General features: G+C 38.4%; 36 protein-coding genes. 32 read left to right on the forward strand and 4 right to left on the reverse strand.

Annotated features, from left to right (window positions below; all coding sequences use genetic code 11):
* The first annotated feature begins 86 nt into the window (after positions 1–86).
* From rplC to ACTJKN_RS17695, 30 genes are all read left to right on the forward strand, one after another.
* Complete coding sequence (rplC, locus tag ACTJKN_RS17550; protein WP_029278646.1) at positions 87–704, forward strand: 50S ribosomal protein L3; 618 nt, start codon at positions 87–89, stop codon at positions 702–704.
* A gap of 4 nt (positions 705–708) precedes the next feature.
* A complete protein-coding gene (gene rplD, locus ACTJKN_RS17555) occupies positions 709–1,338 on the forward strand; it encodes a 50S ribosomal protein L4 (protein WP_029278647.1) in 630 nt (209 codons plus the stop codon).
* 1 nt (position 1,339) lies between these two features.
* Complete coding sequence (gene rplW / locus ACTJKN_RS17560; RefSeq protein ID WP_029278648.1) at positions 1,340–1,630, forward strand: 50S ribosomal protein L23; 291 nt, start codon at positions 1,340–1,342, stop codon at positions 1,628–1,630.
* A 20-nt stretch (positions 1,631–1,650) separates the two neighbouring features.
* The gene (gene rplB, locus ACTJKN_RS17565; protein WP_057932151.1) at positions 1,651–2,475 is read left to right on the forward strand and encodes a 50S ribosomal protein L2; all 825 of its coding nucleotides are present in this window, start codon (positions 1,651–1,653) and stop codon (positions 2,473–2,475) included.
* Complete coding sequence (gene rpsS, locus ACTJKN_RS17570; protein WP_010599906.1) at positions 2,475–2,741, forward strand: 30S ribosomal protein S19; 267 nt, start codon at positions 2,475–2,477, stop codon at positions 2,739–2,741. Before rplB ends, rpsS begins: the two co-directional genes overlap by 1 nt.
* A 7-nt stretch (positions 2,742–2,748) precedes the next feature.
* Positions 2,749–3,111: a 50S ribosomal protein L22 gene (rplV, locus tag ACTJKN_RS17575; RefSeq protein ID WP_029278650.1), complete on the forward strand. Its 363-nt coding sequence runs from the start codon at positions 2,749–2,751 to the stop codon at positions 3,109–3,111.
* A gap of 9 nt (positions 3,112–3,120) precedes the next feature.
* A complete protein-coding gene (rpsC, locus tag ACTJKN_RS17580) occupies positions 3,121–3,966 on the forward strand; it encodes a 30S ribosomal protein S3 (RefSeq protein WP_440827035.1) in 846 nt (281 codons plus the stop codon).
* Between the two features lie 40 nt (positions 3,967–4,006).
* On the forward strand, positions 4,007–4,429 hold the full coding sequence (rplP, locus tag ACTJKN_RS17585) for a 50S ribosomal protein L16 (RefSeq protein WP_010599903.1): 423 nt from the start codon (positions 4,007–4,009) through the stop codon (positions 4,427–4,429).
* A 73-nt stretch (positions 4,430–4,502) separates the two neighbouring features.
* A complete protein-coding gene (gene rpmC, locus ACTJKN_RS17590) occupies positions 4,503–4,715 on the forward strand; it encodes a 50S ribosomal protein L29 (protein ID WP_029278652.1) in 213 nt (70 codons plus the stop codon).
* A 13-nt stretch (positions 4,716–4,728) separates the two neighbouring features.
* Positions 4,729–4,983, forward strand: coding sequence for a 30S ribosomal protein S17 (rpsQ, locus tag ACTJKN_RS17595; RefSeq protein ID WP_010599901.1), 255 nt, complete (start codon positions 4,729–4,731; stop codon positions 4,981–4,983).
* A gap of 1 nt (position 4,984) precedes the next feature.
* Positions 4,985–5,353: a 50S ribosomal protein L14 gene (gene rplN, locus ACTJKN_RS17600; protein WP_010599900.1), complete on the forward strand. Its 369-nt coding sequence runs from the start codon at positions 4,985–4,987 to the stop codon at positions 5,351–5,353.
* A 1-nt stretch (position 5,354) separates the two neighbouring features.
* Positions 5,355–5,696: a 50S ribosomal protein L24 gene (gene rplX, locus ACTJKN_RS17605; RefSeq protein WP_029278653.1), complete on the forward strand. Its 342-nt coding sequence runs from the start codon at positions 5,355–5,357 to the stop codon at positions 5,694–5,696.
* Positions 5,693–6,259 carry a 50S ribosomal protein L5 gene (gene rplE, locus ACTJKN_RS17610; RefSeq protein ID WP_086547740.1) on the forward strand — a complete coding sequence of 189 codons (567 nt, stop codon included), beginning with the start codon at positions 5,693–5,695 and terminating at the stop codon, positions 6,257–6,259. Before rplX ends, rplE begins: the two co-directional genes overlap by 4 nt.
* Entirely contained in the window at positions 6,259–6,528 is a 270-nt protein-coding gene (gene rpsN / locus ACTJKN_RS17615) for a 30S ribosomal protein S14 (protein WP_025145214.1), read from the forward strand. Before rplE ends, rpsN begins: the two co-directional genes overlap by 1 nt.
* 151 nt (positions 6,529–6,679) lie before the next feature.
* Positions 6,680–7,078, forward strand: coding sequence for a 30S ribosomal protein S8 (gene rpsH / locus ACTJKN_RS17620; protein WP_010599896.1), 399 nt, complete (start codon positions 6,680–6,682; stop codon positions 7,076–7,078).
* A gap of 18 nt (positions 7,079–7,096) precedes the next feature.
* Positions 7,097–7,654, forward strand: coding sequence for a 50S ribosomal protein L6 (rplF, locus tag ACTJKN_RS17625; RefSeq protein ID WP_029278654.1), 558 nt, complete (start codon positions 7,097–7,099; stop codon positions 7,652–7,654).
* A gap of 5 nt (positions 7,655–7,659) precedes the next feature.
* Positions 7,660–8,013: a 50S ribosomal protein L18 gene (gene rplR, locus ACTJKN_RS17630; RefSeq protein WP_029278655.1), complete on the forward strand. Its 354-nt coding sequence runs from the start codon at positions 7,660–7,662 to the stop codon at positions 8,011–8,013.
* A 17-nt stretch (positions 8,014–8,030) separates the two neighbouring features.
* Complete coding sequence (gene rpsE, locus ACTJKN_RS17635) at positions 8,031–8,549, forward strand: 30S ribosomal protein S5 (protein WP_010599893.1); 519 nt, start codon at positions 8,031–8,033, stop codon at positions 8,547–8,549.
* A 4-nt stretch (positions 8,550–8,553) separates the two neighbouring features.
* Positions 8,554–8,733, forward strand: a complete 180-nt coding sequence (rpmD, locus tag ACTJKN_RS17640) for a 50S ribosomal protein L30 (RefSeq protein ID WP_010599892.1) — start codon at positions 8,554–8,556, stop codon at positions 8,731–8,733.
* A 104-nt stretch (positions 8,734–8,837) separates the two neighbouring features.
* The gene (gene rplO / locus ACTJKN_RS17645) at positions 8,838–9,284 is read left to right on the forward strand and encodes a 50S ribosomal protein L15 (RefSeq protein WP_025145210.1); all 447 of its coding nucleotides are present in this window, start codon (positions 8,838–8,840) and stop codon (positions 9,282–9,284) included.
* Between the two features lie 7 nt (positions 9,285–9,291).
* Positions 9,292–10,632, forward strand: coding sequence for a preprotein translocase subunit SecY (gene secY, locus ACTJKN_RS17650; protein ID WP_029278656.1), 1,341 nt, complete (start codon positions 9,292–9,294; stop codon positions 10,630–10,632).
* An 8-nt stretch (positions 10,633–10,640) separates the two neighbouring features.
* Positions 10,641–11,426, forward strand: a complete 786-nt coding sequence (gene map / locus ACTJKN_RS17655) for a type I methionyl aminopeptidase (RefSeq protein ID WP_440827039.1) — start codon at positions 10,641–10,643, stop codon at positions 11,424–11,426.
* A 71-nt stretch (positions 11,427–11,497) separates the two neighbouring features.
* Complete coding sequence (infA, locus tag ACTJKN_RS17660; RefSeq protein ID WP_010599888.1) at positions 11,498–11,716, forward strand: translation initiation factor IF-1; 219 nt, start codon at positions 11,498–11,500, stop codon at positions 11,714–11,716.
* A 1-nt stretch (position 11,717) separates the two neighbouring features.
* On the forward strand, positions 11,718–11,834 hold the full coding sequence (rpmJ, locus tag ACTJKN_RS17665; protein ID WP_010599887.1) for a 50S ribosomal protein L36: 117 nt from the start codon (positions 11,718–11,720) through the stop codon (positions 11,832–11,834).
* Positions 11,835–11,902: 68 nt separating this feature from the next.
* Positions 11,903–12,280 (forward strand): 30S ribosomal protein S13, encoded by a 378-nt coding sequence (gene rpsM, locus ACTJKN_RS17670; RefSeq protein WP_010599886.1) that lies wholly within the window; start codon positions 11,903–11,905, stop codon positions 12,278–12,280.
* A 152-nt stretch (positions 12,281–12,432) separates the two neighbouring features.
* Positions 12,433–12,822 carry a 30S ribosomal protein S11 gene (rpsK, locus tag ACTJKN_RS17675; protein WP_025145207.1) on the forward strand — a complete coding sequence of 130 codons (390 nt, stop codon included), beginning with the start codon at positions 12,433–12,435 and terminating at the stop codon, positions 12,820–12,822.
* A gap of 61 nt (positions 12,823–12,883) precedes the next feature.
* Positions 12,884–13,492: a 30S ribosomal protein S4 gene (rpsD, locus tag ACTJKN_RS17680; protein ID WP_029278658.1), complete on the forward strand. Its 609-nt coding sequence runs from the start codon at positions 12,884–12,886 to the stop codon at positions 13,490–13,492.
* 85 nt (positions 13,493–13,577) lie between these two features.
* Positions 13,578–14,570: a DNA-directed RNA polymerase subunit alpha gene (locus ACTJKN_RS17685; RefSeq protein ID WP_025145205.1), complete on the forward strand. Its 993-nt coding sequence runs from the start codon at positions 13,578–13,580 to the stop codon at positions 14,568–14,570.
* 111 nt (positions 14,571–14,681) lie between these two features.
* Complete coding sequence (gene rplQ / locus ACTJKN_RS17690; protein WP_029278659.1) at positions 14,682–15,206, forward strand: 50S ribosomal protein L17; 525 nt, start codon at positions 14,682–14,684, stop codon at positions 15,204–15,206.
* Positions 15,207–15,521: 315 nt separating this feature from the next.
* The gene (locus ACTJKN_RS17695) at positions 15,522–18,491 is read left to right on the forward strand and encodes a glycoside hydrolase domain-containing protein (RefSeq protein ID WP_440827043.1); all 2,970 of its coding nucleotides are present in this window, start codon (positions 15,522–15,524) and stop codon (positions 18,489–18,491) included.
* A gap of 161 nt (positions 18,492–18,652) precedes the next feature.
* Here ACTJKN_RS17695 and ACTJKN_RS17700 read toward each other — a convergent pair whose 3' ends face one another.
* Positions 18,653–19,285 (reverse strand): gluconate 2-dehydrogenase subunit 3 family protein, encoded by a 633-nt coding sequence (locus tag ACTJKN_RS17700; protein WP_440827045.1) that lies wholly within the window; start codon positions 19,283–19,285, stop codon positions 18,653–18,655.
* A gap of 10 nt (positions 19,286–19,295) precedes the next feature.
* Positions 19,296–21,032 carry a GMC family oxidoreductase gene (locus ACTJKN_RS17705; RefSeq protein WP_440827047.1) on the reverse strand — a complete coding sequence of 579 codons (1,737 nt, stop codon included), beginning with the start codon at positions 21,030–21,032 and terminating at the stop codon, positions 19,296–19,298.
* 245 nt (positions 21,033–21,277) lie between these two features.
* Here ACTJKN_RS17705 and ACTJKN_RS17710 point away from each other — a divergent pair, with 245 nt between their 5' ends.
* A complete protein-coding gene (locus ACTJKN_RS17710) occupies positions 21,278–22,465 on the forward strand; it encodes a class I SAM-dependent methyltransferase (RefSeq protein WP_440827049.1) in 1,188 nt (395 codons plus the stop codon).
* Positions 22,466–22,700: 235 nt separating this feature from the next.
* Here ACTJKN_RS17710 and ACTJKN_RS17715 read toward each other — a convergent pair whose 3' ends face one another.
* Complete coding sequence (locus ACTJKN_RS17715) at positions 22,701–23,276, reverse strand: murein L,D-transpeptidase catalytic domain-containing protein (RefSeq protein WP_440827051.1); 576 nt, start codon at positions 23,274–23,276, stop codon at positions 22,701–22,703.
* 78 nt (positions 23,277–23,354) lie between these two features.
* Entirely contained in the window at positions 23,355–23,714 is a 360-nt protein-coding gene (locus tag ACTJKN_RS17720) for a DUF1304 domain-containing protein (protein ID WP_029278792.1), read from the reverse strand.
* A 415-nt stretch (positions 23,715–24,129) separates the two neighbouring features.
* Here ACTJKN_RS17720 and dnaK point away from each other — a divergent pair, with 415 nt between their 5' ends.
* Positions 24,130–26,037: a molecular chaperone DnaK gene (gene dnaK, locus ACTJKN_RS17725; protein WP_440827054.1), complete on the forward strand. Its 1,908-nt coding sequence runs from the start codon at positions 24,130–24,132 to the stop codon at positions 26,035–26,037.
* Positions 26,038–26,210 lie beyond the last annotated feature (173 nt).

Genomic DNA, 26,210 nt, shown 5'->3' on the forward strand with positions numbered 1-26,210 from the left:
CTATCTTTGCCGTCCCTTTCGGGGGATGTACAACCACCTTGAACGAAGCCCTACTGCTTCGATGGGTGTTAAAAAGAAAAGATAAAATGTCAGGAATTATTGGAAAAAAAGTAGGAATGACCAGTATCTTTGATGCCGAAGGAAGAAACATTCCTTGTACGGTAATCGAGGCTGGACCTTGTGTAGTTACACAGGTAAAAACCGAAGAAGTAGATGGTTATTCATCAATCCAGTTGGGTTACGATGAGAAAAAAGAGAAAAACACAACTCAACCATTGAAAGGCCATTTCGCGAAAGCAAACACAACTCCGAAACGCAAGCTGGTAGAATTTGATTCGTTTACAACTTCACTTAATTTAGGTGATGTGGTAACGGTTGATTCTTTCGCAGAAGGCGATTTTGTTGATGTTGTAGGTACCTCAAAAGGTAAAGGTTTTCAAGGTGTTGTAAAACGCCACGGATTTGCCGGTGTTGGTATGCAGACTCACGGTCAGCATAACCGTTTACGTGCCCCAGGTTCATTGGGAGCATCGTCATTCCCTTCACGTGTATTCAAAGGAATGCGCATGGCTGGAAGAACAGGTGGAGACAGGGTAAAAGTTCAGAACTTACAGGTTTTGAAAGTTTATGCTGAGCAAAACTTATTAGTAGTTAGTGGTTCCATTCCAGGAGCTAAAGGTTCTTACGTAATCTTAGACAAGTAATCAGATGGAAGTTAAAGTATTAAACATTTCAGGTAAAGAAACAGGTGCCAAGGTGCAACTTCCTGAATCGGTATTTGGTATCGAGCCTAACGACCACGCGATTTATTTAGATGTAAAACAGTATTTGGCTAACCAACGTCAAGGTACTCACAAATCTAAACAACGTAATGAGATTGCTGGTTCAACTCGCAAACTATACAAACAAAAAGGTACAGGTGGTGCCCGTGCCGGTAGCATTAAATCTCCGTTATTTAACGGTGGTGGTCGTGTTTTCGGTCCTCAGCCACGTGATTATAGCTTTAAATTGAACAAGAAATTAAAATCATTAGCACGTAAATCTGCTTTAGCTTATAAAGCAAAAGATAACAACGTGGTAGTTTTAGAAGATTTCAACTTCGATACAGCTAAAACTAAAAACTATACAAGTTTATTGGCTGCGTTAAACGTAGGTACTCAAAAAACTTTATTGGTTTTACCTGCGCAAAATAATAATATCTATTTATCAAGCAGAAACATTCAGAAAACTAAAGTAATCTCGGCAGCAGATTTAAATACTTATGATGTATTAAACGCTGGTGTACTTGTGTTAACTGCTGATTCTGTTAAAACTTTGGAGGAGGCGTTTGCCAAATAATATGGAAATTTTAAAAAAACCAATATTAACCGAAAAAGCTTCAGCTTTAACTGAGAAATCTAACCGTTTCACATTTAGCGTTAACCACAAGGCTAACAAAATCCAGATTAAACAAGCAATTGAGAAATTGTACGGTGTAACCATCGTTGCAGTTAACACCATGGTTGTTGATGGAAAAGCTAAATCTCGTTACACTAAAGCAGGTTTTGTATCTGGCCGTAGCCCGAAATACAAAAAAGCAATCGTAACGTTAAAAGACGGCGAAACAATAGATTATTACGCAACCCTTTAATTTAATAATTCATTATAACTATGGGCTTAAGAAAATTTAAACCAGTTACTCCAGGTACCCGCTTCAGAGTTGGTGCTAGTTTTACGGAGATTACAGCAACCAAGCCCGAAAAATCATTGGTTGTATCATCAAAAAAGTCTGGTGGACGTAACAACACAGGAAAAATGACTATGCGCTACATGGGCGGTGGTCACAAAAAATCATATCGTTTAATCGACTTCAAACGCGATAAATTCGATATTCCTGCAACAGTAGCTACTGTTGAATACGATCCAAACCGTACTGCCCGCATCGCATTATTACACTATGCAGATGGCGAGAAGCGTTATATCATCGCTCCTGAAGGATTGCAAGTTGGTTCGGTATTATTATCGGGCGACAAAGCAGCACCAGAAGTAGGTAACACTTTAAAATTATCGAACATTCCATTAGGTTCTATCGTACACAACGTAGAAATCCACCCTGGAAAAGGAGCACAATTAGCTCGTAGTGCAGGTGCTTATGCACAATTAGCTGCCCGCGATGGTAAATATGCTACTTTAAAAATGCCTTCAGGCGAAACCCGTTTAATCTTGACTACTTGTCTTGCTACTATCGGTGCTGTATCTAACTCAGATCACGCAAACGAAGTATTAGGTAAAGCTGGTCGTAAACGTTGGTTGGGCCGTCGTCCGAGAACTAGACCGGTAGCGATGAACCCTGTCGATCACCCAATGGGTGGTGGTGAAGGTAGATCATCAGGTGGTCACCCACGTTCAAGAAATGGTGTTTTAGCTAAAGGCTTCAAAACCAGAGAACTTAAAAAATATTCTAATCGTTACATCATAGAGAGAAGGAAGAAATAATGGCTCGTTCGATAAAAAAAGGACCTTATATTGACCATAACGTAGAGAAAAAAGTAAACTCTATGAATGATTCAGGCAAAAAGTCTGTAATCAAAACTTGGTCTCGCAGATCAATGATATCACCAGATTTCGTGAATCATACATTTGCTGTACACAACGGAAATAAATTTATCCCTGTGTACGTAACAGAAAACATGGTTGGTCACAAGTTGGGAGAATTTGCTCCAACCAGAACATTCAGAGGACACGCTGAAAAGAAAAAATAATTAGACAATGGAAGCAATAGCAAAATTAAACAATTGTCCAACCTCACCGCGTAAGATGCGTTTGGTTGTAGATCTTATCAGAGGTGAACGTGTAGAAAAAGCATTAAGCATTTTAAAGTTTACCAATAAAGAAGCAGCAATAAGAGTTGAGAAATTATTATTATCTGCTATCAAAAACTGGGAATCTAAAAATGAAGGTGCTCGCCCTGAAGAAAACCAACTTTTTGTAAAAACAGTTATGGTTGATGGTGGCCGTCAGTTGAAACGCTTACGTCCAGCTCCTCAAGGCCGTGGATATAGAATTCGTAAACGTTCTAACCACGTAACGCTGATTGTAGATAGTAAAAGTACAGAAACAACTCAAAACTAATTTTAGGAAATGGGACAAAAAGCAAATCCAATAGGTAACAGGTTAGGTATCATCAAAGGATGGGATTCTAACTGGTTCGGTGGCAACAACTACTCCGATAAATTAGTTGAAGATGAGAAAATAAGAAAATACCTTTCTGCCCGTATCGCTAAAGGCGGTGTTGCAAAAGTAGTAATCGAGCGTACGTTAAAACGTATCACGGTAACTATCCACACAGCTCGTCCAGGTATCGTAATCGGTAAAGCAGGTGCTGAGGTTGATAAAATTAAAGAAGAGTTAAAGAAATTAACTAAAAAGGAAATTCAAATTAACATCTTCGAAATTAAACGCCCAGAGCTTGATGCACAATTAGTTGCAGAAGGTGTTGCAAAACAATTAGAAGCAAGGATCTCATTCCGTAGAGCAATGAAATCTTCTATCGCATCAACCATGCGTATGGGTGCTGAGGGTATCAAAATCATGACTTCTGGTCGTTTAGGTGGTGCTGAGATGGCACGTACTGAGCAGTACAAAGAAGGAAGAGTGCCTTTGCATACATTCCGTGCTGATATCGACTACGCTTTAGCTGAAGCCTTAACTACTTATGGTAAAATAGGTGTTAAAGTTTGGATCTGTAAAGGTGAGGTTTATGGAAAACGTGATTTGTCTCCAAACATTGGTGCAGCAAACAACGGTCCAAAAGGCGCATCAGATAAACCAGCTTTCGGTGGAAGAGATAACCGTGGTGGTGGAAGAGATAACCGTGGCGGTGGTAACGACAGACGTGGTGGAAACCAAGGCGGTGGTCGTGGTCCAGGCCAAGGTGGTGCAAACAGAGGTGGTGGCGCAGGCGCTAACAGAGGTCCTCGTAAATAATTGATTTATTAACATCGTTTAACGATTAGAACAAAATAAAATGTTACAGCCAAAAAGAACGAAGTTCAGGAAGATGCAAAAAGGCAGAATGAAGGGGTTAGCTTCTCGTGGAGCTGAGTTAGCATTCGGATCTTTCGGTATCAAATCTCTAGAAGCTACTTGGATCACAAGTCGTCAGATAGAGGCTGCCCGTATTGCCGTAACTCGTTTCATGAAACGTGAAGGCCAAGTATGGATCAGGATCTTCCCGGACAAACCGGTAACTAAAAAACCTGCTGAGGTACGTATGGGTAAAGGTAAAGGTGCTCCTGAGTATTGGGTAGCAGTTGTAAGACCAGGACGCGTAATTTTCGAAGCTGAAGGTGTGCCTTTAGAAGTTGCTAAAGAAGCATTGCGTTTAGCAGCTCAGAAATTACCGATCCAAACCAAATTCGTAGTACGTAGAGATTACGTAGAAGCATAGTAAAGTGTTGAGGTGAATGTTGTAAATACTTGTTTATTATAACCGCTACACTCAACGTAAAAGAAAAAGAAAAATGAAAAATTCAGAAATCACAGGGCTTTCAAAAGAAGAATTAGTAGCTAAGATTGCGGAAGAAAAAGAGAACTTATCAAAATTGAAGTTCGCTCACACTATTTCAGCTATCGAAAATCCTTCACGCATTGCAAAAGTAAGGAAAGACATAGCCCGTTTAAACACTGCGTTGACTAAAGTGAAAAACACTGAGTCAGCTACTGAAACTAAATAATTTGAGAGTCGACATGGAAAGACAATTAAGAAAAACAAGAACCGGGTTAGTGGTAAGCAACAAGATGGATAAATCTGTTGTAGTGAGCGTGGAACGTAAAGTAAAACACCCGATTTATGGTAAGTTCGTAAAGAAAACTACCAAATTTATGGCTCACGACGAGAAAAACGAATGCGGTATCGGTGATACAGTATTGATTATGGAAACTCGTCCTTTGAGTAAAAACAAGAACTGGAGATTGGTACAAATTTTAGAAAGAGCTAAATAAGATGGTACAACAGGAATCGAGATTAAACGTTGCTGATAACAGCGGCGCAAAAGAAGTATTAGTAATTCGCGTGCTAGGTGGAACCGGCAAACGTTATGCTTCAATTGGTGATAAAGTAGTTGTTACCGTAAAAAGCGCGTTACCTTCAGGTAACATTAAAAAAGGTACAGTTTCTAAAGCAGTTGTTGTAAGAACTAAAAAAGAAATCCGTCGTAAAGATGGTTCTTATATCCGTTTTGACGATAATGCTGCTGTATTATTGAACGCACAGGATGAGCCAAGAGGTACACGTATCTTTGGCCCGGTTGCGAGAGAACTACGTGAAAAACAATTCATGAAAATTGTATCATTAGCACCGGAGGTATTATAAAATGGGAAACAAAGTAAATACACCATCAAAACTTAAAATCCGCACAGGAGATTTAGTTAAAGTCATTGCTGGCGATTCAAAAGGTCAACAAGGAAAAGTACTTTCAGTACTTATAGATAAAAACAGAGCCATTGTAGAAGGCATTAACTTAGTATCTAAACATACTAAACCAAATGCTGCTAATCCTAACGGTGGTATTATTAAAAAAGAAGCTGCTCTTCACATTTCTAACTTGATGTTGGTTGATCCAAAATCTGGTAAAGCTACCCGCGTAGGTCGTAAACTTAACGCAGATGGTAAATTAGTTAGAGTTGCTAAAATTTCAGGAGAGGAGATTAAATAATGGCTACACCTAGATTAAAAAGCAAATACAAAGAAGAAGTTGTAAATGCACTAAAAGAAAAATTTCAGTACAAAACTGTAATGCAGGTTCCTAAATTGGAAAAAATCTGTATCAATCAGGGTGTTGGTCGTTTTTCTGTTACTGATAAGAAAATTATGGATACCACTATCGTTGAGTTGACTACCATTACTGGTCAGCAAGCGGTTCCGGCTAATTCAAAGAAAGATATCTCTAACTTTAAATTACGTAAAGGTATGCCGGTAGGTGTACGTGTTACGTTACGCGATAACAACATGTACGAGTTCTTAGATCGTTTGATCTCTGTAGCTTTGCCTCGTATCCGCGATTTCAAAGGTATTAATGACAAAGGATTTGATGGAAAAGGTAACTATACATTAGGTGTTACTGAGCAAATCATCTTCCCTGAGATTAATATCGATAAAATCAATAAAATTTTAGGTATGGATATAACTTTCGTAACTTCGGCAAAATCTGACGTTGAGGCGCTTGAGTTATTGAAACAATTCGGATTACCATTTAAAAATCAAAAAACAGCAGAATAATGGCAAAAGAAGGTGTAAAAGCACGCGAAGTTAAGCGCCAAAAATTGGTAGCTAGATACGCTGAAAAACGTGCAGTATTAAAAGCTGCAGGAGATTTCGAGGGTTTAGATAAATTACCTAAAAACTCATCTCCGGTACGTTTACACAACCGTTGTAAATTAACTGGTCGCCCTCGTGGATATATGCGTACCTTTGGCATTTCAAGGGTAACGTTCCGCCAGATGGCACTAGACGGTAAAATACCAGGTGTTAAAAAAGCATCTTGGTAATATAAGCTTAAAGCTGAAAGCTCAAAGTCTAAAGCGATACATGTCGCTTTAGTCTTTGTGCTTTAGTCTTTTTGCTTTTAAAAGAATTTTAACCGGTAGCAGGTCCCACAGCTGGGTAGCAGAAGGAAACCACTATCAAAAACAATAAAAAATGAATACAGATCCAATAGCAGATTATTTAACAAGAGTAAGGAATGCCATTAAGGCCAACCACCGTGTTGTAGAAATTCCTGCATCAAACCTTAAAAAAGAAATTACTAAAGTTCTTTTTGACAAAGGTTACATCGCGAACTACAAGTTTGAAGATACTACAGTTCAAGGCACCATTAAAATTGCTTTGAAATACAATCCGATTACTAAAGTTCCTGCTATTCGTACATTAGTGCGAGTAAGTAAACCAGGTTTGAGAAACTATGCTGGTGTTGAAAATATGCCAAGAGTATTAAACGGTTTAGGTATCGCAATCTTATCTACTTCTAAAGGTGTAATGACCGATAAAGAAGCAGCCAAATTAAATATTGGTGGTGAGGTATTGTGTCACGTTTATTAATATTAGGAGAACAGCACAATGTCAAGAATAGGAAAAGCCCCAATTACAATCCCTGCAGGTGTTACAATTACCGTATCAAAAGATAACGTAGTAACTGTAAAAGGTCCTAAAGGTGAATTAACACAAGCAGTTGATACAGATATCACTGTAAGTCAAGAAGACGGAATTTTAACAGTTCAACGTCCTTCAGAACAAAAGAAACACAAAGCATTACACGGTTTATATCGCTCCTTGCTTAACAACATGGTTGTTGGTGTTACAGAAGGTTATAAATTAACTCAAGAATTAGTAGGTGTTGGTTACCGTGCTACAAACCAAGGTAATACACTAGATCTAGTTTTAGGTTATTCTCACCACTATGTATTCCAATTACCAGAAGAGATTAAAGTAACTACATCTTCAGAAAAAGGTCAGACTCCTAAAATCATTTTAGAAAGTATTGACAAACAGTTGATCGGTCAGGTAGCAGCGAAAATCCGTTCGTTACGTGCACCAGAGCCATATAAAGGTAAAGGTATCAAGTTTGTAGGTGAAGTGTTAAGAAGAAAAGCAGGTAAATCAGCATCTAAAAAATAGTAATCATGGCAGGTAAAAAATTATCAAGAAGAGATCGTATTAAAAAAGGGATCAGAAAAAGACTTACCGGTTCGGAAGAACGTCCAAGGTTATCTGTATATAGAAGCAATAAAGGGATTTATGCGCAGGTAATTAACGATGTAACCGGTAAAACAATAGCATCAGCATCATCATTATCGAAAGATTTTACTGGTACTGGAAACAAAAGCGATCAGTCGGTTGCAGTAGGCAAATTAGTTGCCGAAAAAGCAATCGCTGCAGGTGTTAAAGAAGTTGTTTTCGATAGAAATGGCTATTTATACCACGGTCGTGTAAAATCGTTGGCAGAGGGTGCCCGCGAAGCTGGTTTAGTATTTTAATCTGAAGAAAAAGTAAGATGTCAACTATTAATATAAAAAGAGTAAAAACCACCGATATCGAATTAAAGGATCGTTTGGTTAGTATACAACGCGTTGCCAAAGTAACCAAAGGTGGCCGTACTTTCAGCTTCTCAGCAATTGTTGTTGTAGGTGATGAAAACGGTGTTGTTGGTTTCGGTTTAGGTAAAGCGAAAGAGGTAACTGAAGCAATCGCTAAAGGTGTGGATGATGCTAAAAAGAACTTGGTAAAAGTTCCAATTTTAAACGGTACTGTTCCTCACGAGCAAATCGGTAAATTCTCAGGTGGTTTTGTTTTAATCAAACCAGCTGCAGTAGGTACCGGAGTAATTGCTGGTGGTGCGATGCGTGCGGTATTAGAGAGTGCTGGCGTGCATAACGTATTGGCAAAATCTAAAGGATCATCTAACCCACACAACGTGGTAAAAGCAACTGTTGATGCATTAACTAAAATGCGTGATGCTTATACAGTAGCTCAAACCCGTGGTATAGATTTAAACAAAGTATTTAACGGATAATATCATGGCTAAGATCAAAATAACACAAGTAAAAAGCGTTATCGACAGAAGCGAGCGCCAAAAAAGAACCGTTCAGGCTTTGGGTTTATCTAAAATGAACCAAAGTGTTGAGGTTGAAGCTACTCCACAAATTATCGGTATGGTTCGCAAAGTGAACCATTTGGTAGCAATCGAAGCAATCTAGTAAAAGTTTTAAAGGTAGTATGGGTAAAAGCCTGTACTACCTTTATATATGTTTAATCGTTGTACCTGTTTAGTGAAAGCGAAGGGCAACACAAATTCAAAAAAATGAATTTAAGTAATTTAAAACCTGCAGTAGGTTCTACAAAAAACAGCAAAAGAATTGGTCGTGGTACAGGTTCTGGTCGTGGCGGTACTTCAACTCGTGGTCACAAAGGTGCGGGTTCCCGTTCAGGTCACAAAACCAAAATCGGTTTCGAAGGTGGTCAAATGCCTTTACAACGTCGTGTGCCTAAAGTTGGTTTCAAACCAATCAACCGTACAGAATATGTTGGTGTAAACTTAGATGTTTTACAAGCTTTAGCTGAAAAACACAGCTTAACAACTATCGATTTCGCTGCTCTACAAGCACATGGTTTAGCTTCTAAAAACGACTTAGTTAAAATTTTAGGTCGTGGTGAAGTTAAAGCAAAGCTAGAAATTACAGCACATGCGTTCTCTGCAACCGCACAAAAAGCTATTGAAGCTGCAGGTGGTTCTATTGTAAAATTGTAATTATTAAATGAAGAAGCTATTTACTACTTTAAGTAATATCTGGAAAATTCAGGAATTAAAAGAGCGTATATTGTTTACGCTCTTAATTCTTTTGGTATACCGTTTCGTATCTCACGTGGTTTTACCAGGTGTAGATCCAACTGCTTTAGGCAATAACGAAAAATCAGGAATCTTAGGCTTACTAGACATGTTTGCCGGAGGTTCTTTCTCTCGTGTGTCTATTTTAGCATTGGGGGTAATGCCTTATATCTCTGCATCGATTGTGGTGCAACTATTGGGTATTGCTGTTCCTTCTTTCCAAAAAATGCAGAAAGAGGGCGAAAGTGGTAGAAAGAAAATGAACCAGATTACGCGTTACCTAACGGTAGCGATCACAATCGTTCAATCTGTTGGTTACGTTAAAACGCAAGTTCCTGCAGAAGCTATTTTATTGCCAAATACTTTATTCTTAGTGTTATCTACGTTTGTATTAACAGCAGGTACATTATTTGTAATGTGGTTGGGTGAAAAAATTACTGATAAAGGTATTGGTAACGGTACATCACTAATCATTATGGTTGGTATTATTGCCCGTTTACCAGTTGCAATTTCTCAGGAATTTAGTGCACGTGTGGGTTCATCTAGTGAAGGTGGAGGCCCGGTTGCATTGGTTTTAGAGATCGTTGCATTATTTGCAGTGGTAATGTTTACCATTTTAATTGTTCAAGGTGTACGTAAAGTACCTGTACAGTACGCAAAGAAAATAGTTGGTAACCGCCAGTTTGGTGGTGTTCGTCAGTACATTCCTTTAAAGGTAAATGCTGCTGGTGTTATGCCGATCATTTTCGCTCAAGCGTTAATGTTTATTCCAGGTGCTTTAATGCAGTTTGTTCCTTCATTACAAGGTTCTTGGTTAATCCAGTTCAGCAACACAACTTCGTTGGCTTATAGCTTAACGTTCGCATTTTTAATTATCGCATTTACTTTCTTCTATACTGCAATTACAGTTAATCCAACTCAAATGAGTGATGATATGAAGAAAAACGGTGGTTTTATCCCAGGTGTTAAACCGGGTTTTGCAACATCAACGTTTATTGATGATGTAATTTCTAAAATCACTTTCCCAGGTGCAGTATTTTTAGCGATCATTGCTATTTTACCTTCGTTAGCGGTTAAGTTCGGCATTAAACAAGAGTTTGCACACTTCTTCGGTGGTACTTCTTTATTGATTTTAGTTGGTGTTGTATTGGATACTTTACAGCAGATCGAAAGTTATTTATTGATGCGCCATTACGATGGTTTGATGAAAACGGGTAGAGTTACTGGCAGAACAGGGGTTCCTGCTGCAAGTAGCAACGCAGCGTTGTAGTGTAACGGATGTCTAAAATTTATTACAAATCTCTTGAGGAGATCGAGTTAATAAGAGAAAGTTCCATGCTTGTTTCTAAAACTTTGGCCGAAGTGGCCAAGGTGATAAAAGCAGGCATGACTACTATTCAGTTAGATAAACTAGCCTACGAGTTTATAAGTGACCATGGAGCGATTCCGGCATTTTTAAACTATAATGGTTTCCCTAATTCTTTATGTATTTCGCCAAATGAACAGGTTGTTCATGGTTTTCCAAGCGAATACGTAATCCAGGAAGGTGATTTAATTTCAGTTGATTGTGGGGTGATTAAAAACAACTATTTCGGCGATTCGGCTTATACTTTCTCTATTGGGGAAATTGATGCCGAAAAACAGAAGCTGGTTGAGGTTACTAAACATTGTCTGGAATTGGGTATAGAAAAAGCTGTTGTTGGTATGCGAATCGGTGATATCGGTTTCGCTGTTCAGCAGTATGCAGAAGCTAATGGATTTGGTGTAGTAAGAGAGCTTGTTGGGCACGGTGTTGGTGTAAAACTTCATGAGAAACCAGAAGTTCCAAATTATGGGAAACGTGGTGCAGGGCCAAAACTTGAAGAAGGAATGGTAATTGCGATAGAACCCATGATCAATGCAGGCGTAGCCGGTGTTAAATTCCATAACGATGGATGGACGGTAACCAGTAAAGACAATAAACCATCGGCACATTTTGAACACACAGTAGCCGTAAAAAAGGGCAAAGCAGATGTTTTATCAACGTTTTCTATAATAGAAGAAGTTTTACAACAAAAAAAATAAATAATTAAAATTTTTTATTTAATTTTGCAACCCTGTTTAGAAGCAGCTAATTAAGTAACAATCAATAAAATATGGCTAAACAAGCCTCAATTGAACAAGACGGAGTAATAAGAGAAGCATTATCCAATGCGATGTTCCGGGTAGAACTCGAGAACGGGCATGAGATTATTGCGCATATTTCAGGAAAGATGAGGATGCACTACATCAAAATTCTTCCTGGAGATAAGGTTAAATTGGAAATGTCTCCTTATGATTTAACAAAGGGACGCATTACTTATAGATACAAATAAAATGAAAGTTAGATCATCAATTAAAAAACGTAGCGCTGATTGTAAGATTATTCGCCGTAAAGGTAAACTTTACGTAATCAACAAGAAAAATCCTAAATACAAGCAACGTCAAGGGTAATTAAGAATATTGTAATGAACCGCACAACGGTGGCCCGCCGTTCGGAATTACTTAAAACATAAACAAATATGGCAAGGATTTCAGGTATTGATTTACCAAGAAACAAAAGAGGAGAGATCGGTTTAACCTATATCTACGGAATTGGTAGAACAACTGCTCAACGTATTTTAACTACGGCAGGTATCGATCTAAACAAAAAAGTACAAGACTGGTCTGATGATGAGTTATCAGCAATCCGTACAATGATTAACGATGAGATTAAAGTAGAAGGTGCTTTACGTTCAGAGGTTCAGTTAAACATCAAACGTTTAATGGATATTGGTTGTTATCGTGGTTTACGTCACAGAAAAGGTTTACCTTCTCGTGGTCAACGTACTAAAAACAACTCACGTACTCGTAAGGGTAAGAGAAAAACAGTTGCTAACAAGAAAAAAGCTACTAAGTAATAGATAGATATGAAGTATGAGATTTTAGATGTGAGTACCATATCTTTAAAATCTGCTCAAATCTGGAATAAAAGATAAAAAGTAGGATACTGAGTGTCGGGGTAGAGAAAGTCTCATATCTCAAGTCTCATATCTAAAATCTAAAAGATAAAATGGCTAAGAGTAAAAAAGTAACAAAAAAACGTATCGTTGTAATTGAGTCTGTTGGTCAGGCGCATATCAATGCTACCTTCAATAACATTATCGTTACCTTAACAAACAACAACGGACAGACTATTTCATGGTCTTCTGCTGGTAAAATGGGCTTTAAAGGTTCTAAAAAGAATACACCATATGCAGCTGGTCAAGCAGCTTCAGATTGTGGTAAAGTTGCGTTTGATTTAGGTTTGCGTAAAGTTGAAGTATTTGTAAAAGGTCCGGGTTCAGGTCGTGAATCTGCAATCAGAACTTTGCAAGTAGCAGGTATCGAAGTAACATCTATTAAAGATATTACTCCACTTCCTCACAACGGATGTCGTCCTCCTAAAAAGAGAAGAGTTTAATTAATTTTAAAGCTAAGAATCTCAGGTTATAGGCCTGACGGTACTTTAAAACAGAAAAAAAATGGCAAGATATACAGGCCCAAAATCAAAAATCGCCCGTAAATTCAGAGAACCAATCTTCGGTCCTGATAAGGTGTTAGACAGAAAAAATTATCCTCCTGGGCAACATGGCTCATCAAAAAGAAGAGGAAAACAATCTGAATATGCTATCCAGTTAATGGAGAAACAAAAAGTAAAATATACTTATGGTGTATTAGAAAAACAGTTCAGTAACTTGTTTAAAAAGGCATCTTCTCGTGCTGGTATTACCGGTGATAACTTACTTCAGTTATTAGAAGCACGTTTAGATAACACAGTTTACCGTTTAGGTATTTCAACAACCCGTTCTGGTGCACGCCAGTTAGTTAGCCATAAACACGTTACCGTGAATGGTGAAGTTGTAAATATCCCTTCATATCAGCTAAAAGCTGGTGATGTGGTTGCTGTTCGTGAAAAATCTAAATCTTTAGAATCAATTAGTAACTCAGTTGCAGGTAGAACGATTAATAAGTTTGCATGGTTAGAGTGGAACGCTGGTGAATTAACCGGTAAATTCTTAACCTACCCTCAACGTGATGAGATTCCTGAAAACATCAAGGAAAACTTAATCATCGAGTTGTACTCAAAGTAATAAATGATCTAGTTAATTACCTCAAAAGGGTAATTAACTTTTTTCATGTTACTATATATTCAATAACGAATTTAAAAAATTATAAATGGCAATTTTAGCATTTCAGAAACCAGACAAAGTGATCATGCAGAAATCAACCGATTTCGATGGCACATTTGAATTTCGTCCTTTAGAGCCCGGTTTCGGTGTAACAATTGGTAATGCCTTAAGAAGAATTTTACTTTCTTCATTAGAAGGTTATGCTATTACTACTATTCGTTTTTCAGGCGTATCTCACGAGTTTTCTACCATGAAAGGTGTTGTAGAAGATTTAACTGATATTATCTTAAACTTAAAACAAGTTCGTTTTAAGAAAACAGGTGATTCAGGTGATTCTGAAAAAGTTTTCATCATCGTTAATGGTCAAGATCAGTTTAAAGCTGGTGATATCACTAAATTCTCTAACAACTTTACAGTTTTAAACCCTGAGCATGTAATTTGCAACATGGATAAATCTGTTACTTTGGAAGTGGAATTAACCATCAATAAAGGACGTGGTTATGTACCTGCTGAAGAAAATAAAGTTGCTGATGCTGTTGTAGGTGTAATCGCAATCGATTCGATTTATACTCCAATGAAAAATGTAAAATACACGATCGAAAACTTTCGTGTTGAGCAAAAAACGGATTATGAAAAATTGGTTTTAGATATCTCTACTGACGGTTCAATTCATCCAGAAGAAGCATTAAAAGAAGCGGCTAAAATTCTTATCCAACACTTTATGTTATTCTCTGATGAGAATTTAGTATTAGAATCTCAAGCTAAAGAAGAAACTAAAGAAGTTGACGAGGAAATTTTACACATGCGTAAAATCCTTAAAACTGAATTGGTAGACATGGATCTTTCCGTTAGAGCATTAAACTGCTTAAAAGCTGCTGATATCCGTACTTTAGCTGATTTAGTTTCTTACGATGTTGCTGATATGTTAAAATTCAGAAACTTCGGTAAAAAATCTTTAACAGAGATCCAAGAATTAGTAAAATCAAAAGGTTTATCATTTGGTATGAACCTGTCTAAATTTAAATTAGACGAAGAATAAAAAGCATGGCGCCAAGCGCTTAGCGCAAAGCGTTGAACAAAATATTATTTCACAGTGTATAATTCCCTCAGCTTAATTGCAACGAGACGGTATACACTCAATTAAAAAACAATGAGACACGGTAAAAAAGTAAACCACTTAGGTAGAACCGCAAGCCACAGAAAGGCGATGTTAGCTAACATGGCTTCATCACTTATTTTGCACAAAAGAATTACAACAACTTTAGCTAAAGCTAAAGCTTTACGTACTTATGTTGAGCCAATTATCACTAAATCAAAAAATGATACTACTCACTCACGTCGTACAGTATTTGCTTATTTACAAGATAAAGAAGTAGTAACAATCTTATTCCGCGAAATTGCTGAGAAAGTTGCAAACCGTCCAGGTGGTTACACTCGTATCATTAAATTAAACAACCGTTTAGGTGATAACGCTGAAATGGCTTTAATTGAATTGGTAGACTACAATACAGTTTACGGTAAAGATGCAGAGGTTAAAGAAGAGAAGAAAACAACTCGTCGTGGTAGAAGTAAAGCTACTGCTGCACCTAAAGCTGCTGAAGCGAAAGCCGAAGTTGCCGAAGAAGTTGCTCCTGCTGAAGAAGCTCCTGCTACTGAAGAACCAAAAGGAGAATAATTTTATTCACCTTAAGATCAAAAAAGTCCTGTTCGAAAGAGCAGGACTTTTTTTTGTGCCGTTTTGTGCTGTCAGATGTTGCCATCTGACGATTGTTAGAAATCAATTAGAACTTATGAATTTCTTCTACATGTCAGATGGTAACATCTGACACCACTATGAATCTAGGCATGACTCCGTTATGCACATGATAGCCACTAATGAACTATTGACCAGTGAACTAATGAACCAATCAATCAAACGTTTGTCTCATTTTTTCATTACATAGCTTTATTTTAGCTAGGTATCTATAAATTAGCCGAAAACAAATTTGAAATGAAATTCAGACTTTTTCTATTACTCTGTCTTTTCGGACAGCTATCTCTTAATGCACAAACACTAAAATACACCAATGGTAACAATGCCTGGAACCCCGATTCGTTAGGTAACCACAGAGTTGTAGTGCAGTTTGCTGGTACAGGCAAAATTGCCCATGCTAAAATCGATTGGCGCCGGAGAGATGAACATCCAGAACTAAAAGGAATCATCGTACAAGATGCCAGTGGCAAAACTGTTTCGGTTGTTGGAACAGATCAATTGACAAGAGAAAGTGCTGATATTTATTTCGAAGCACCTGGAGCTGGAAAATATTATGTTTACTACCTCCCTTATAAAAATGAGGGAAGAAGTAATTATCCTAAAGGAGTTTACTTAAAGCCTAAACAGGCTGACCAGGCATGGTTAACGGCGGCAAAACAGGTTAAAGTGAATACATCTGTTGTAGAGATCCAGTCTATCGATGCTTTCAACTCTTTTTATCCAATGGAAGTAATTGCCACTGGCAAAGAAACGGCTTCAATAAAGGCCAAATATGTTTCAGAAGCTTTTGTCGTTTTTCCAGAGGACAGAATGTTTCCAATCAAAATGCAGAACGATTTACCTTATCGTTGGGTACAAAAAGGTGCTGCAAATACTTTTACAGGCTCGGCCAGCAAAGGTGAAAATTATGCTTTTCAATTAGGTGTATTTGCTTTGAAAGAGCTGAAAAATGTAGTGGTTAGCTTCGGTGATTTAAAAAATGCAGCTGGAAAAGTAATTTCTTCGAAATATATCAACTGCTTAAATACCAATGGAACAAGTTATGATAACAAACCTCTGGTTGAAACCGTAAATGTTGCCTCTGGCAAAATTCAGCCGATGTGGATTACGGTTAACATCCCTAAAAATACAGCTGCAGGTATTTACGCTGGAAAATTTACAGTCAAAGCCAATGGAAAATCGAAAGTAATCGATGCAAAAATTACAGTAGGTAAGGAAGTTTTAGCCGATGCCGGTGTAGGAACTCCGGATAGACAGACCCGCTTAACCTGGTTAAATTCTACCTTAGCACAAGCAAATACAGTTGTAGCTCCTTACACGCCGTTAACGGTTGATGGGAATGTAATTTCGCTTTTAGGTAGAAAGTTCGAAATTAATGTTGATGGTTTTCCTAAGCAAATCCAAACGTTCTTTAATGCAGAGATGACGGCTTATAGCGAAAAGCCTAATAATATTCTGGCAGAACCTATCCACTTTCACTTTTTTAATGCGCCGAAAACGCAGGAGAAATTTGTACCAAGTAATTTCCAGATTACGAGTAAAGAAGCCGGAACGGTAAAATGGAAGGCCACCAATACTTCTGAAAACCTTACAATGGATTTAGAAGGCGCTTTAGAGTTTGATGGCTATGTACATTATGTAGTTAAAGTAACTGCCTTAAAAGATGTCGAATTCAGTAATGTCGATTTTCATATCCCTTTTGATAAGAATTCTACAAAATATTTTATGGGCTTAGGTGAAAAAGGTGGCGTTAGACCAGATACCGTAAAATGGAAATGGGATGTAGCGAATAAAAACCAGGATGCCGTTTGGATCGGGAATGTAAATGCAGGCCTGTATTACAACTTAAGAGATGAAAACTACGTTCGCCCGCTTAATACTAATTTCTATCTTCAAAAGCCGTTATTATTGCCTAAATCGTGGGGTAATGGAGATAAAGGCGGCATCCAAATCAATGTTAAAGGCAGTTCGATGCTTGCCGATAACTTTACCGGTGCAAGAAACATGAAAAAAGGCGATGTGCTTTATTATAATTTCAATTTATTGATTACACCTTTCCATTTACTTGACACCGATTTTCAATGGGATAACCGTTTCTATCATAAATATGGTGATTTAGATACAATTAAGGCTAAAGGTGCTACGGTAGTGAACATTCACCATGCTACGCCAATTAATCCTTGGATCAATTATCCATTTATCGAATGGAAAAAGATGAAAGATTATATCGGTAATGCACACTCAAAAGGATTAAAAGTTAAAATTTACAATACTGTCCGTGAGCTTTCCAACCATGCATACGAGTGGCCGGCTTTAAGGAGTTTAGGTACTGAAGTATACTCTCCTGGTAAAGGAGGAGGCTTTAGCTGGTTACAGGAGCATTTAGATTCCAATTATATTGCTGCTTGGTTTGTTCCTGAAATAAAAGATGCCGCCGTAATTAACAGCGGAATGAACCGTTGGCACAACTATTATGTAGAAGGGATGAACTGGTTGGTAAACAACGTGGGCATTGACGGCGTATACCTGGATGATGTGGCATTTGACCGTGTAACCATGAAGCGTATAAAACGTGTGTTGACACAGGATAACCACCCTGGTATTATCGACTTGCACTCTGCGAATCAATACAACAAAAGTGATGGTTTTAACAACAGTGCCATTTTATATCTGGAGCATTTCCCTTATTTAAACCGTTTATGGTTTGGCGAATATTTTGATTACCAAAAAAACAATCCCGATTTCTTTTTAACGGAAGTAAGCGGAATTCCTTTTGGATTAATGGGAGAGATGTTACAGGATGATGGAAACCCTTGGCGCGGTATGATTTATGGCATGACAAGTCGCTTGGGATGGTCTGACAAAAGTGATCCAAAACCATTATGGAAAGCCTGGGATAATTTCGGCATAAAAGGATCTGAAATGATTGGTTACTGGAGCGAAAACTGTCCGGTTAAAACTGATAACCCTAAAGTATTGGCAACTGTATACAAACAAAAAGGTAAAACAATGATTGCATTAGCAAGCTGGGCAGAAGGAGATGTAAAGGTTAATTTAACTATCGATTGGACCAAGCTGGGGTTAGATGCTGTGAAAGTAAAAATAGCCGCTCCTGCAATTGACAAGTTTCAAACTTCGGGAAGTTATCCTGATGGAAAATCGGTACCTGTTGAAAAAGGAAAAGGTTTGATTTTGATAGTAGAATAGTTCATATAAGTTTTCGTCATTGCGATGCACGAAGCAATCTTAATGCGCTAAAAAGGTAGCGATAGTTGTAGGATTATTCATTTTTGCAGTTGTTTTTAAAGGCATTCATGAGCTCACATTCGTTCGGTTATCTTCGTGCCTCGCAATGACGATTTTTTGCATTATACCTTCACATTCTCCATTCCATACTGTTTCAGCACATCTGCTGGAACACCAGCCCACTGGTTTGGCGCATTACCAACATAACCAATATCTTTTACACCAATTTCTGTAGTGTAAAAGCCTGATGCAGTTAAGTTTCTCATTCTATTGAAAAAAGTTACGCCCGCTTGCATTTCTGGTCTGGCTTTTTTAGGGTATGCAATTTCATCTACAATTGAAATTTGCTGATCCTCGGATGCCTCAATAAATGATTTTTGAAATTTATTAAAGCTGTATACATCCAGCCATTTCAGGCCGCCACGCATCGGTACTTTATGTTCCGGAATATCTTTTACAATAAATTCGATAAATTCTGGCACTTTGGCATCAGATGCACTGCCCGATACATCATCTTTAGGAATGATAATATCGGCCAGAACCGTAATGGTTGCCATTTCATGTTTAGTGAAAAAGGTTTCAGCTTTTAATTTCTTATCACGGTCTATTTCCCACTGCTCTCTTCCAGCTTCTTTTGCGGTTTCTTCTGGTTGAGCTACTTCTGTTTTTGTTTCAGGTTGTTTACAGGCATCGAGCAGCACGGTTGTGCTGATGGCCGTTAAACCTAATGCTTTTAGTGAATCACGTCTGTTCATATGGTAATTCTTAAATGTTTTGTTTTTTCTTTTGAGCTAAAATATATTCGGCAGTACGCATCGAAAGCGCCAAAATCGTCCAGGTGGCATTTTTATCACCTTGTTGAACAAACGGACCGGCATCAACCACAAACAGGTTTTTACAGTCGTGTGCCTGGCAATATTTATTCAAAGCCGATTTTTTAGGATCGTCGCCCATGCGGATGGTTCCAACTTCGTGGATGATTTTTCCGGGGTTAAGTAAGCCGTAATTGGTATCTGCGCCCTGAATTTCGGAAGTAACCACGGCACCCATTTCTTTCATAATCGAAAGAAAGGTTTCCTGCATGTGCTTGGCCTGTAGGATTTCATCTTTGGCCCATTTATAGTTAAACCTTAAAACAGGAATGCCGTATTTATCCACCGTGTCCGGATCAATTTCACAGTAGTTGTCTTCTCTGGCAATTGCCGTTCCACGACCAGCCATTCCGACACCGGTTCCATAAAAACGGCGATAATCATCCTTTAACGATTTTCCATAACCTCCCGCTTCTTTCATTTTGCCATCTCTGCCAGGTACCATTCCGTTCATTTGCGCTACACCGCCGCCAAAGCCATATGCAGGCATACCCATGCCACCCCAATATTCGATATGGTAACCACGCGGGAAGTTTAGTTTACGGTTATCTAACCACCAGGGCGAATAGATATGCACACTGCCCAAACCATCCTCGTTGTAACGTTTTCTGTCCATTAACTGTGGAAGAAAACCCGAAACACTTGCTCCGGTAGAGTCATGCAGGTATTTTCCAACCACACCACTGCTATTGGCCAGGCCATTTGGGTGAGAAGTTGACTTTGAATTTAATAATATACGGGCCGATTCGCAGGCACTGGCACCTAAAATAACCAGTTTGCCATTTACCTGGTATTCTTGCAGGTCTTTTCGGTTTACGTATGAAACACCCTTTGCAGTACCGTCTTTATCGGTAATTACTTCGCGTACCATGGCATCAGTAATTACAGTGAGGTTTCCTGTTTTTACTGCAGGGTTAACCAAACATGATGATGATGAAAAATCGCCATACACTTTACAGCTTCTTCCACATTGGCCACAATAGAAACAAGGTGCACGGTCGCTGTTATTGGGTAAAGCTTCTGTTAGGACAGATCCACGACCGGTAATTACCTTTACACCCGCTTTTTCTGCACCTTTTTTGATAAAAAGTTCGTTTAATCTTGGTTTTGGCGGTTTCATAAAGATTCCGTCTGGCTCATTTTCTAAACCCTCTGCGGTTCCATAAATACCGATCATACGGTCAACTTTATCGTAGAAGGGTTTTACATCCGTGTAGGTAATAGGCCAGGCATCGGTTAAACCATCTTTAGGTTTAAAATCGTCCGGACCCATCCGCAAAGAAATTCTTCCCCAGTGATTGGTACGGCCACCGAGCATCCTCGAACGGAACCACTCGAATTCGCTTTTGTTTTTCTGTGTATAAGGCTCGCCTTCTAATTCCCATCCTCCATACGAAGCATCAAAATCACCAAATGGACGCGTTGTACTGGCACCACGACGGGGAGATTCCCATGGCCATTTTAATTGATGTGAATCTAATCGCGGATCGAAATTTTGACCAGCTTCGAGCATTAAAACCTTTTGACCTGCATGTGCCAGAACATACGCAGCCATTCCACCTCCCGCACCTGAGCCAACAATAATGGCATCATAAACGGTAGGCGATTTTTTTATCTGAAAGTCACTCATTGATTATGGTTAGCTATTTTTATATAATCTAATCTAAAGCTTAATTTTTTGAAATAAAAGTGTTCGGCTATTTTGGAATCAATATAGATAATATTGCCCATGCGTATTTCTAAATCGTATTACGTGAGTGCTTGTTTAGCCGTTTTTAATCAAATAAACCTTAAAATGGTCGCTCTATTGTTACATTATTATGGATATGTTCTGCTCCGGATAAACTTGATTATCTTTGTTGCTAAAATTGATCAATGCCAGTATTAGATTATATAGAACAGTTTACTGCAGCTTTAAAAGAAAGCCTAAATGCAGCGACTTTTGTAAAGGTATCGTTAGGGAACTACAAAGGTGAAGAAGAAGCATTAAAGCAGATTCTTATCCGTAAAGTGGTGATTAAACGTGAAGATAAACTGGCCTTTACTTATCGCTATAAAACCCGCGATGTGGTGAAAAACTATGCAGTTGATGAGGCAATAGATTTGATTGCTGATTATCTGAATAAAGGTTTTAAAATCGGTACTTTGTTTACCACCGAAAAGGATCTGATTTTGGAGGAACTGAACAATGGAAAAGTTGTTTTTAGGGAAAGCAAAGCATTGAGTGCAGCAGCGCCGTCGGTCAACCACGATAAAGAAAAAGCCAGGTTGATTAAACCTGAGGCGAAGTCATACTTGACTGAACTGAAAATTACCGATGCAGAGGGCAGGGTATTCAAAAATGCGCAGGATAAATTCCGCCAGATTAACCATTATATCGAAATTTTAAGTTCTTTAATTAAAGAGCTGCCAGAAGGAGCCATTAAAAAGGTGGCTGATATGGGATCGGGTAAAGGTTATCTGACTTTTGCACTTTACGATTACCTGCATTCGGTTTTAAAGCTCGAAACTGAGGTTATAGGCGTAGAATACCGCCAGGATATGGTTGATTTGTGTAACCAGGTTGCTGTTAAATCTGCATTCGATAAATTAAACTTTGTTCAGGGAACTATTGAGGATTACAAGGCTGATGAAGTAAATCTCCTAATTGCGTTACATGCCTGCGATACCGCTACGGATGATGCCATTTTTAAGGGGATTAAAGCCAATGCCGAACTAATTGTTGTTGCACCTTGTTGCCACAAACAGATCCGTAGAGAGATTGAGCAAAATAAAGTAAAGAACGATGTGTCGTTTTTGACTAAATATGGCATCTTTTTAGAACGCCAGGCCGAAATGGTGACTGATGGGATACGCGCACTGATATTAGAATATTTTGGCTATAAAACCAAAGTTTTCGAATTTATTTCGGATGCACATACACCTAAAAATGTGCTTGTGGTGGGAGTAAAGGGCAAGGCGCAGGGAGCAGAGCGCAGAGAGGAGATTTTACAAAAGATTAAGGCAAGTAAGAAATACTTTGGAATTGGCTATCATCATTTGGAAAAATTGTTGGAACTGTAATTTAACCGCAAAGAACGCTAAGTTTTTTCGCAAAGAAACGCCAAGCTATGGCTGAAATTATGATGTTAAGTTAAGCTATAAGAGTCATCGTCATTCTTATTCGATAGCTATTGGATTTATTCAGCATCTATCCTACACTTAGAAAAAAATGGGCGTTATCGATTAGTGAGACGCAGAGCGATAAGATCAATCCCCTTGCAAACTAGACTCTGAAGCAAGTTCAGGGTGACAAAAGCTAAATATAAATCCACAGCAACACTGGTTTTTTTCTGGTTTTGAGCAACGCATCAATCTTTCGCATTGTACCATCTGACAAAACGGGGCAGCCAGCACTTTGCCCGAATAAAGTTTGGGGGTAAATTTCTTCGTTGGGCACAGGCGTGTAGGAATGTAAAACCACAATCCGTTTAAAAGCGTTACTGTTAGTTTTTTCTAGTCCATACATTTTATAATGAATATTGATTCCCCAGTTGCTGTATGAACGGCCTTTAACTTTGTATTTGCCCAAAGAGGTGCAATAACTGCCTTCTTTGTTGCTAAAAACCGGTTTGGTTGGCGCACTGCCGCCACCAACGCCATGGGCACAAAGCCCCCTGATGGTGATTTCTTGTTTGTTAAAATCGTAAACAAAAATTCTGTTTTTACCGGAATGAATACTCATATCAACCATGATAGCGATTGTGGTATCCATCATATTTTTCTTACAGAAGGCTAATGCACCCTTAATTCTGTCTGCACTTATTTCATTATTGACCCTGGGTTTAAAACCGAACAACGTAAACAAGATAAGGAGAGCAGATAGCTTATGCATATTATATTAATGGTGCTAGGAACTTACTGTGTAGATTGGTGTGACGCTAACCAATAGAGCTAACCAATAGAATGGAACTTACAGATGCAATAAAATCAGTGCTATTAAAGCTGGAATTGATTGTACGTAAAGAATTTTTTTACTGGCCGTTGCTGCACCATAAATGCCAGCGATAATGACACAGGTTAAAAAGAATATGGCCACATAAAATTTCCAGTGATGATCGGTTATGCATAAAGACCAAATTAAACCTGCTGCTAAAAAGCCATTGTATAATCCCTGGTTTGCTGCTAATGTTTTTGTTGGCACAAATAAATCTTTTGGTATGGTTTTAAAAACTTTTGGCGCTCTTGTGGTCCAGGCGAACATTTCTAACCAAAGGATATAAATGTGGATGAAGGCTACTAAGCCAATTACGATTTGAGCTGCTAATTGCATATATATGATTACACAGATTTTAAAGTGATTTAAATGATTGTATCTAAGATATAAAAATTTGAGGACTATTATTATGTGTGATTATATGATTAAATGATCACACCGATTATGTTTTAGCCCGTTAGTCTTTTTTCACCTACCGCTGTTCAATAAACCCGATAATAGCGAGCACGAGTGAAACGGAGTAAAGCGGTTAGCGGGACTACTGCATCCGAAGCACTGCTGACTTTCATTTTCAAATCATTTAAGGAATTTGTCTTTCAGCTTATTCTGTCATGCTGTCAGTAAACTAATGCCTCTTTTTTTACATTTTATCAGTCTTTTACCAGTATTATCTGCCAAAACCCAATTGGCACAAGCATTGTTTAATAGGAGTAGAAATTATAATACTTTAAAAAGAGAAAATACAAATACAATGGGAAAAATTATTGGAATAGACTTAGGAACAACAAACTCTTGCGTGAGCGTAATGGAGGGCAACGAGCCTGTAGTTATCGCAAACAGTGAGGGTAAACGTACTACACCGTCTATTGTTGCTTTTGCAGAAAACGGTGAGCGTAAGGTTGGCGAGCCTGCTAAACGTCAGGCTATAACCAACCCAACAAAAACGATATATTCGATTAAACGCTTTATGGGTAACAGCTACGACGAAAGTGCGAAAGAAGCTGGACGTGTACCTTATAAAGTAGTTAAAGGTGATAACAATACACCACGTGTTGAAATCGACGACAGAAAATATACTCCACAAGAGATTTCTGCAATGATTTTACAGAAAATGAAAAAAACTGCTGAAGATTTCTTGGGTCAGGAAGTAACTGAAGCAGTAATTACTGTACCAGCTTATTTTAACGATGCACAACGTCAGGCTACTAAAGAAGCTGGTGAGATTGCAGGTTTAACTGTAAAACGTATCATTAACGAGCCTACGGCAGCTGCTTTAGCTTATGGTTTGGATAAAGCACACAAAGACATGAAAATTGTTGTTTTTGACTGTGGTGGTGGTACGCATGACGTTTCTGTTTTAGAATTAGGTGATGGTGTTTTCGAAGTAAAATCTACTGATGGTGATACACACTTAGGTGGTGATGACTTTGACCACATTATTATCGATTGGTTAACCAGCGAATTCAAAGCTGAAAACAGCATGGATTTAGCTAAAGATCCAATGGCTTTACAACGTTTAAAAGAAGCTGCTGAGAAAGCTAAAATTGAGTTGTCGAGCACAACTTCGACTGAAATTAACTTACCATACATTACTGCTGATGCTAGCGGCCCTAAACACTTAGTACGTACATTATCCCGTGCTAAATTTGAGCAATTGGCAGATAGTTTGATTAAACGTACTATCGATCCTTGTAAATCTGCTTTGAAAAATGCTGGTTTAAGCACAAGCGATATCGACGAAATTATCCTGGTAGGTGGTTCAACCCGTATCCCTGCTATTCAGGAGGCAGTTAAAGCTTTCTTCGGTAAAGAGCCAAGTAAAGGTGTTAACCCTGATGAGGTTGTGGCAATCGGTGCTGCTATTCAAGGTGGTGTATTAACTGGTGATGTTAAAGATGTATTGTTATTAGACGTTACGCCTTTATCATTAGGTATCGAAACTATGGGTGGTGTAATGACTAAATTAATCGAGTCTAACACAACTATCCCAACTAAAAAATCGGAGACTTTCTCAACTGCAGCTGATAACCAGCCTTCGGTAGAAATCCACATTTTACAAGGTGAGCGCCCAATGGCTGCTCAAAACCGTACAATTGGCCGTTTCATCTTAGATGGTATTCCACCAGCACCTCGCGGTGTGCCTCAGGTAGAAGTATCGTTTGATATTGATGCCAACGGTATCTTACACGTAAGTGCTAAAGATAAAGCTACCGGTAAAGAGCAAAAAATCCGTATTGAAGCATCTTCAGGTTTAACAGATGCTGAGATCAAAAAAATGAAGGAAGAAGCTGAAGCTAATGCAGCAGACGATGCTAAGCAGAAAGAAGAAGCTGATAAAATCAATGGTGCTGATGCTTTAATTTTCTCAACTGAGAAACAATTAAAAGAGTTTGGTGATAAATTATCTGCTGATAAAAAAGCACCAATCGAAGCTGGTTTAGAGAAATTAAAAGCAGCGCATCTATCACGTAACTTTGCAGATATCGATGCGGCACAAGCTGAATTGCAGGCTGCATGGAACGTAGCATCTGAGGAAATGTATAAAGATGGCGGTCAGCCTCAAGGTGGTGAACAACCACAAGCTGATGGTCAGCCTCAAGGTGGCGATAACGTTACCGATGTTGATTTTGAAGAAGTAAAAGAAGACGATAAGAAATAATAGTCTTGAGTCTGATTCCTGAGTCGTAAGTCTTGGGAGGATAAAATAAAAGCGTTTCTGATTAAGTTCAGGAGCGCTTTTTTTGCTTTTAAGCATTGACCATATAAGAGATGTAAAACCATTTAAGCTTATATGTTTCTAACATGTCTTATATGGTTAAAAGAATTTGGAAA

Origin of the sequence: Pedobacter sp. 22163 (assembly GCF_052045595.1) — a bacterium.
Classification (GTDB): Bacteria; Bacteroidota; Bacteroidia; order Sphingobacteriales; family Sphingobacteriaceae; genus Pedobacter.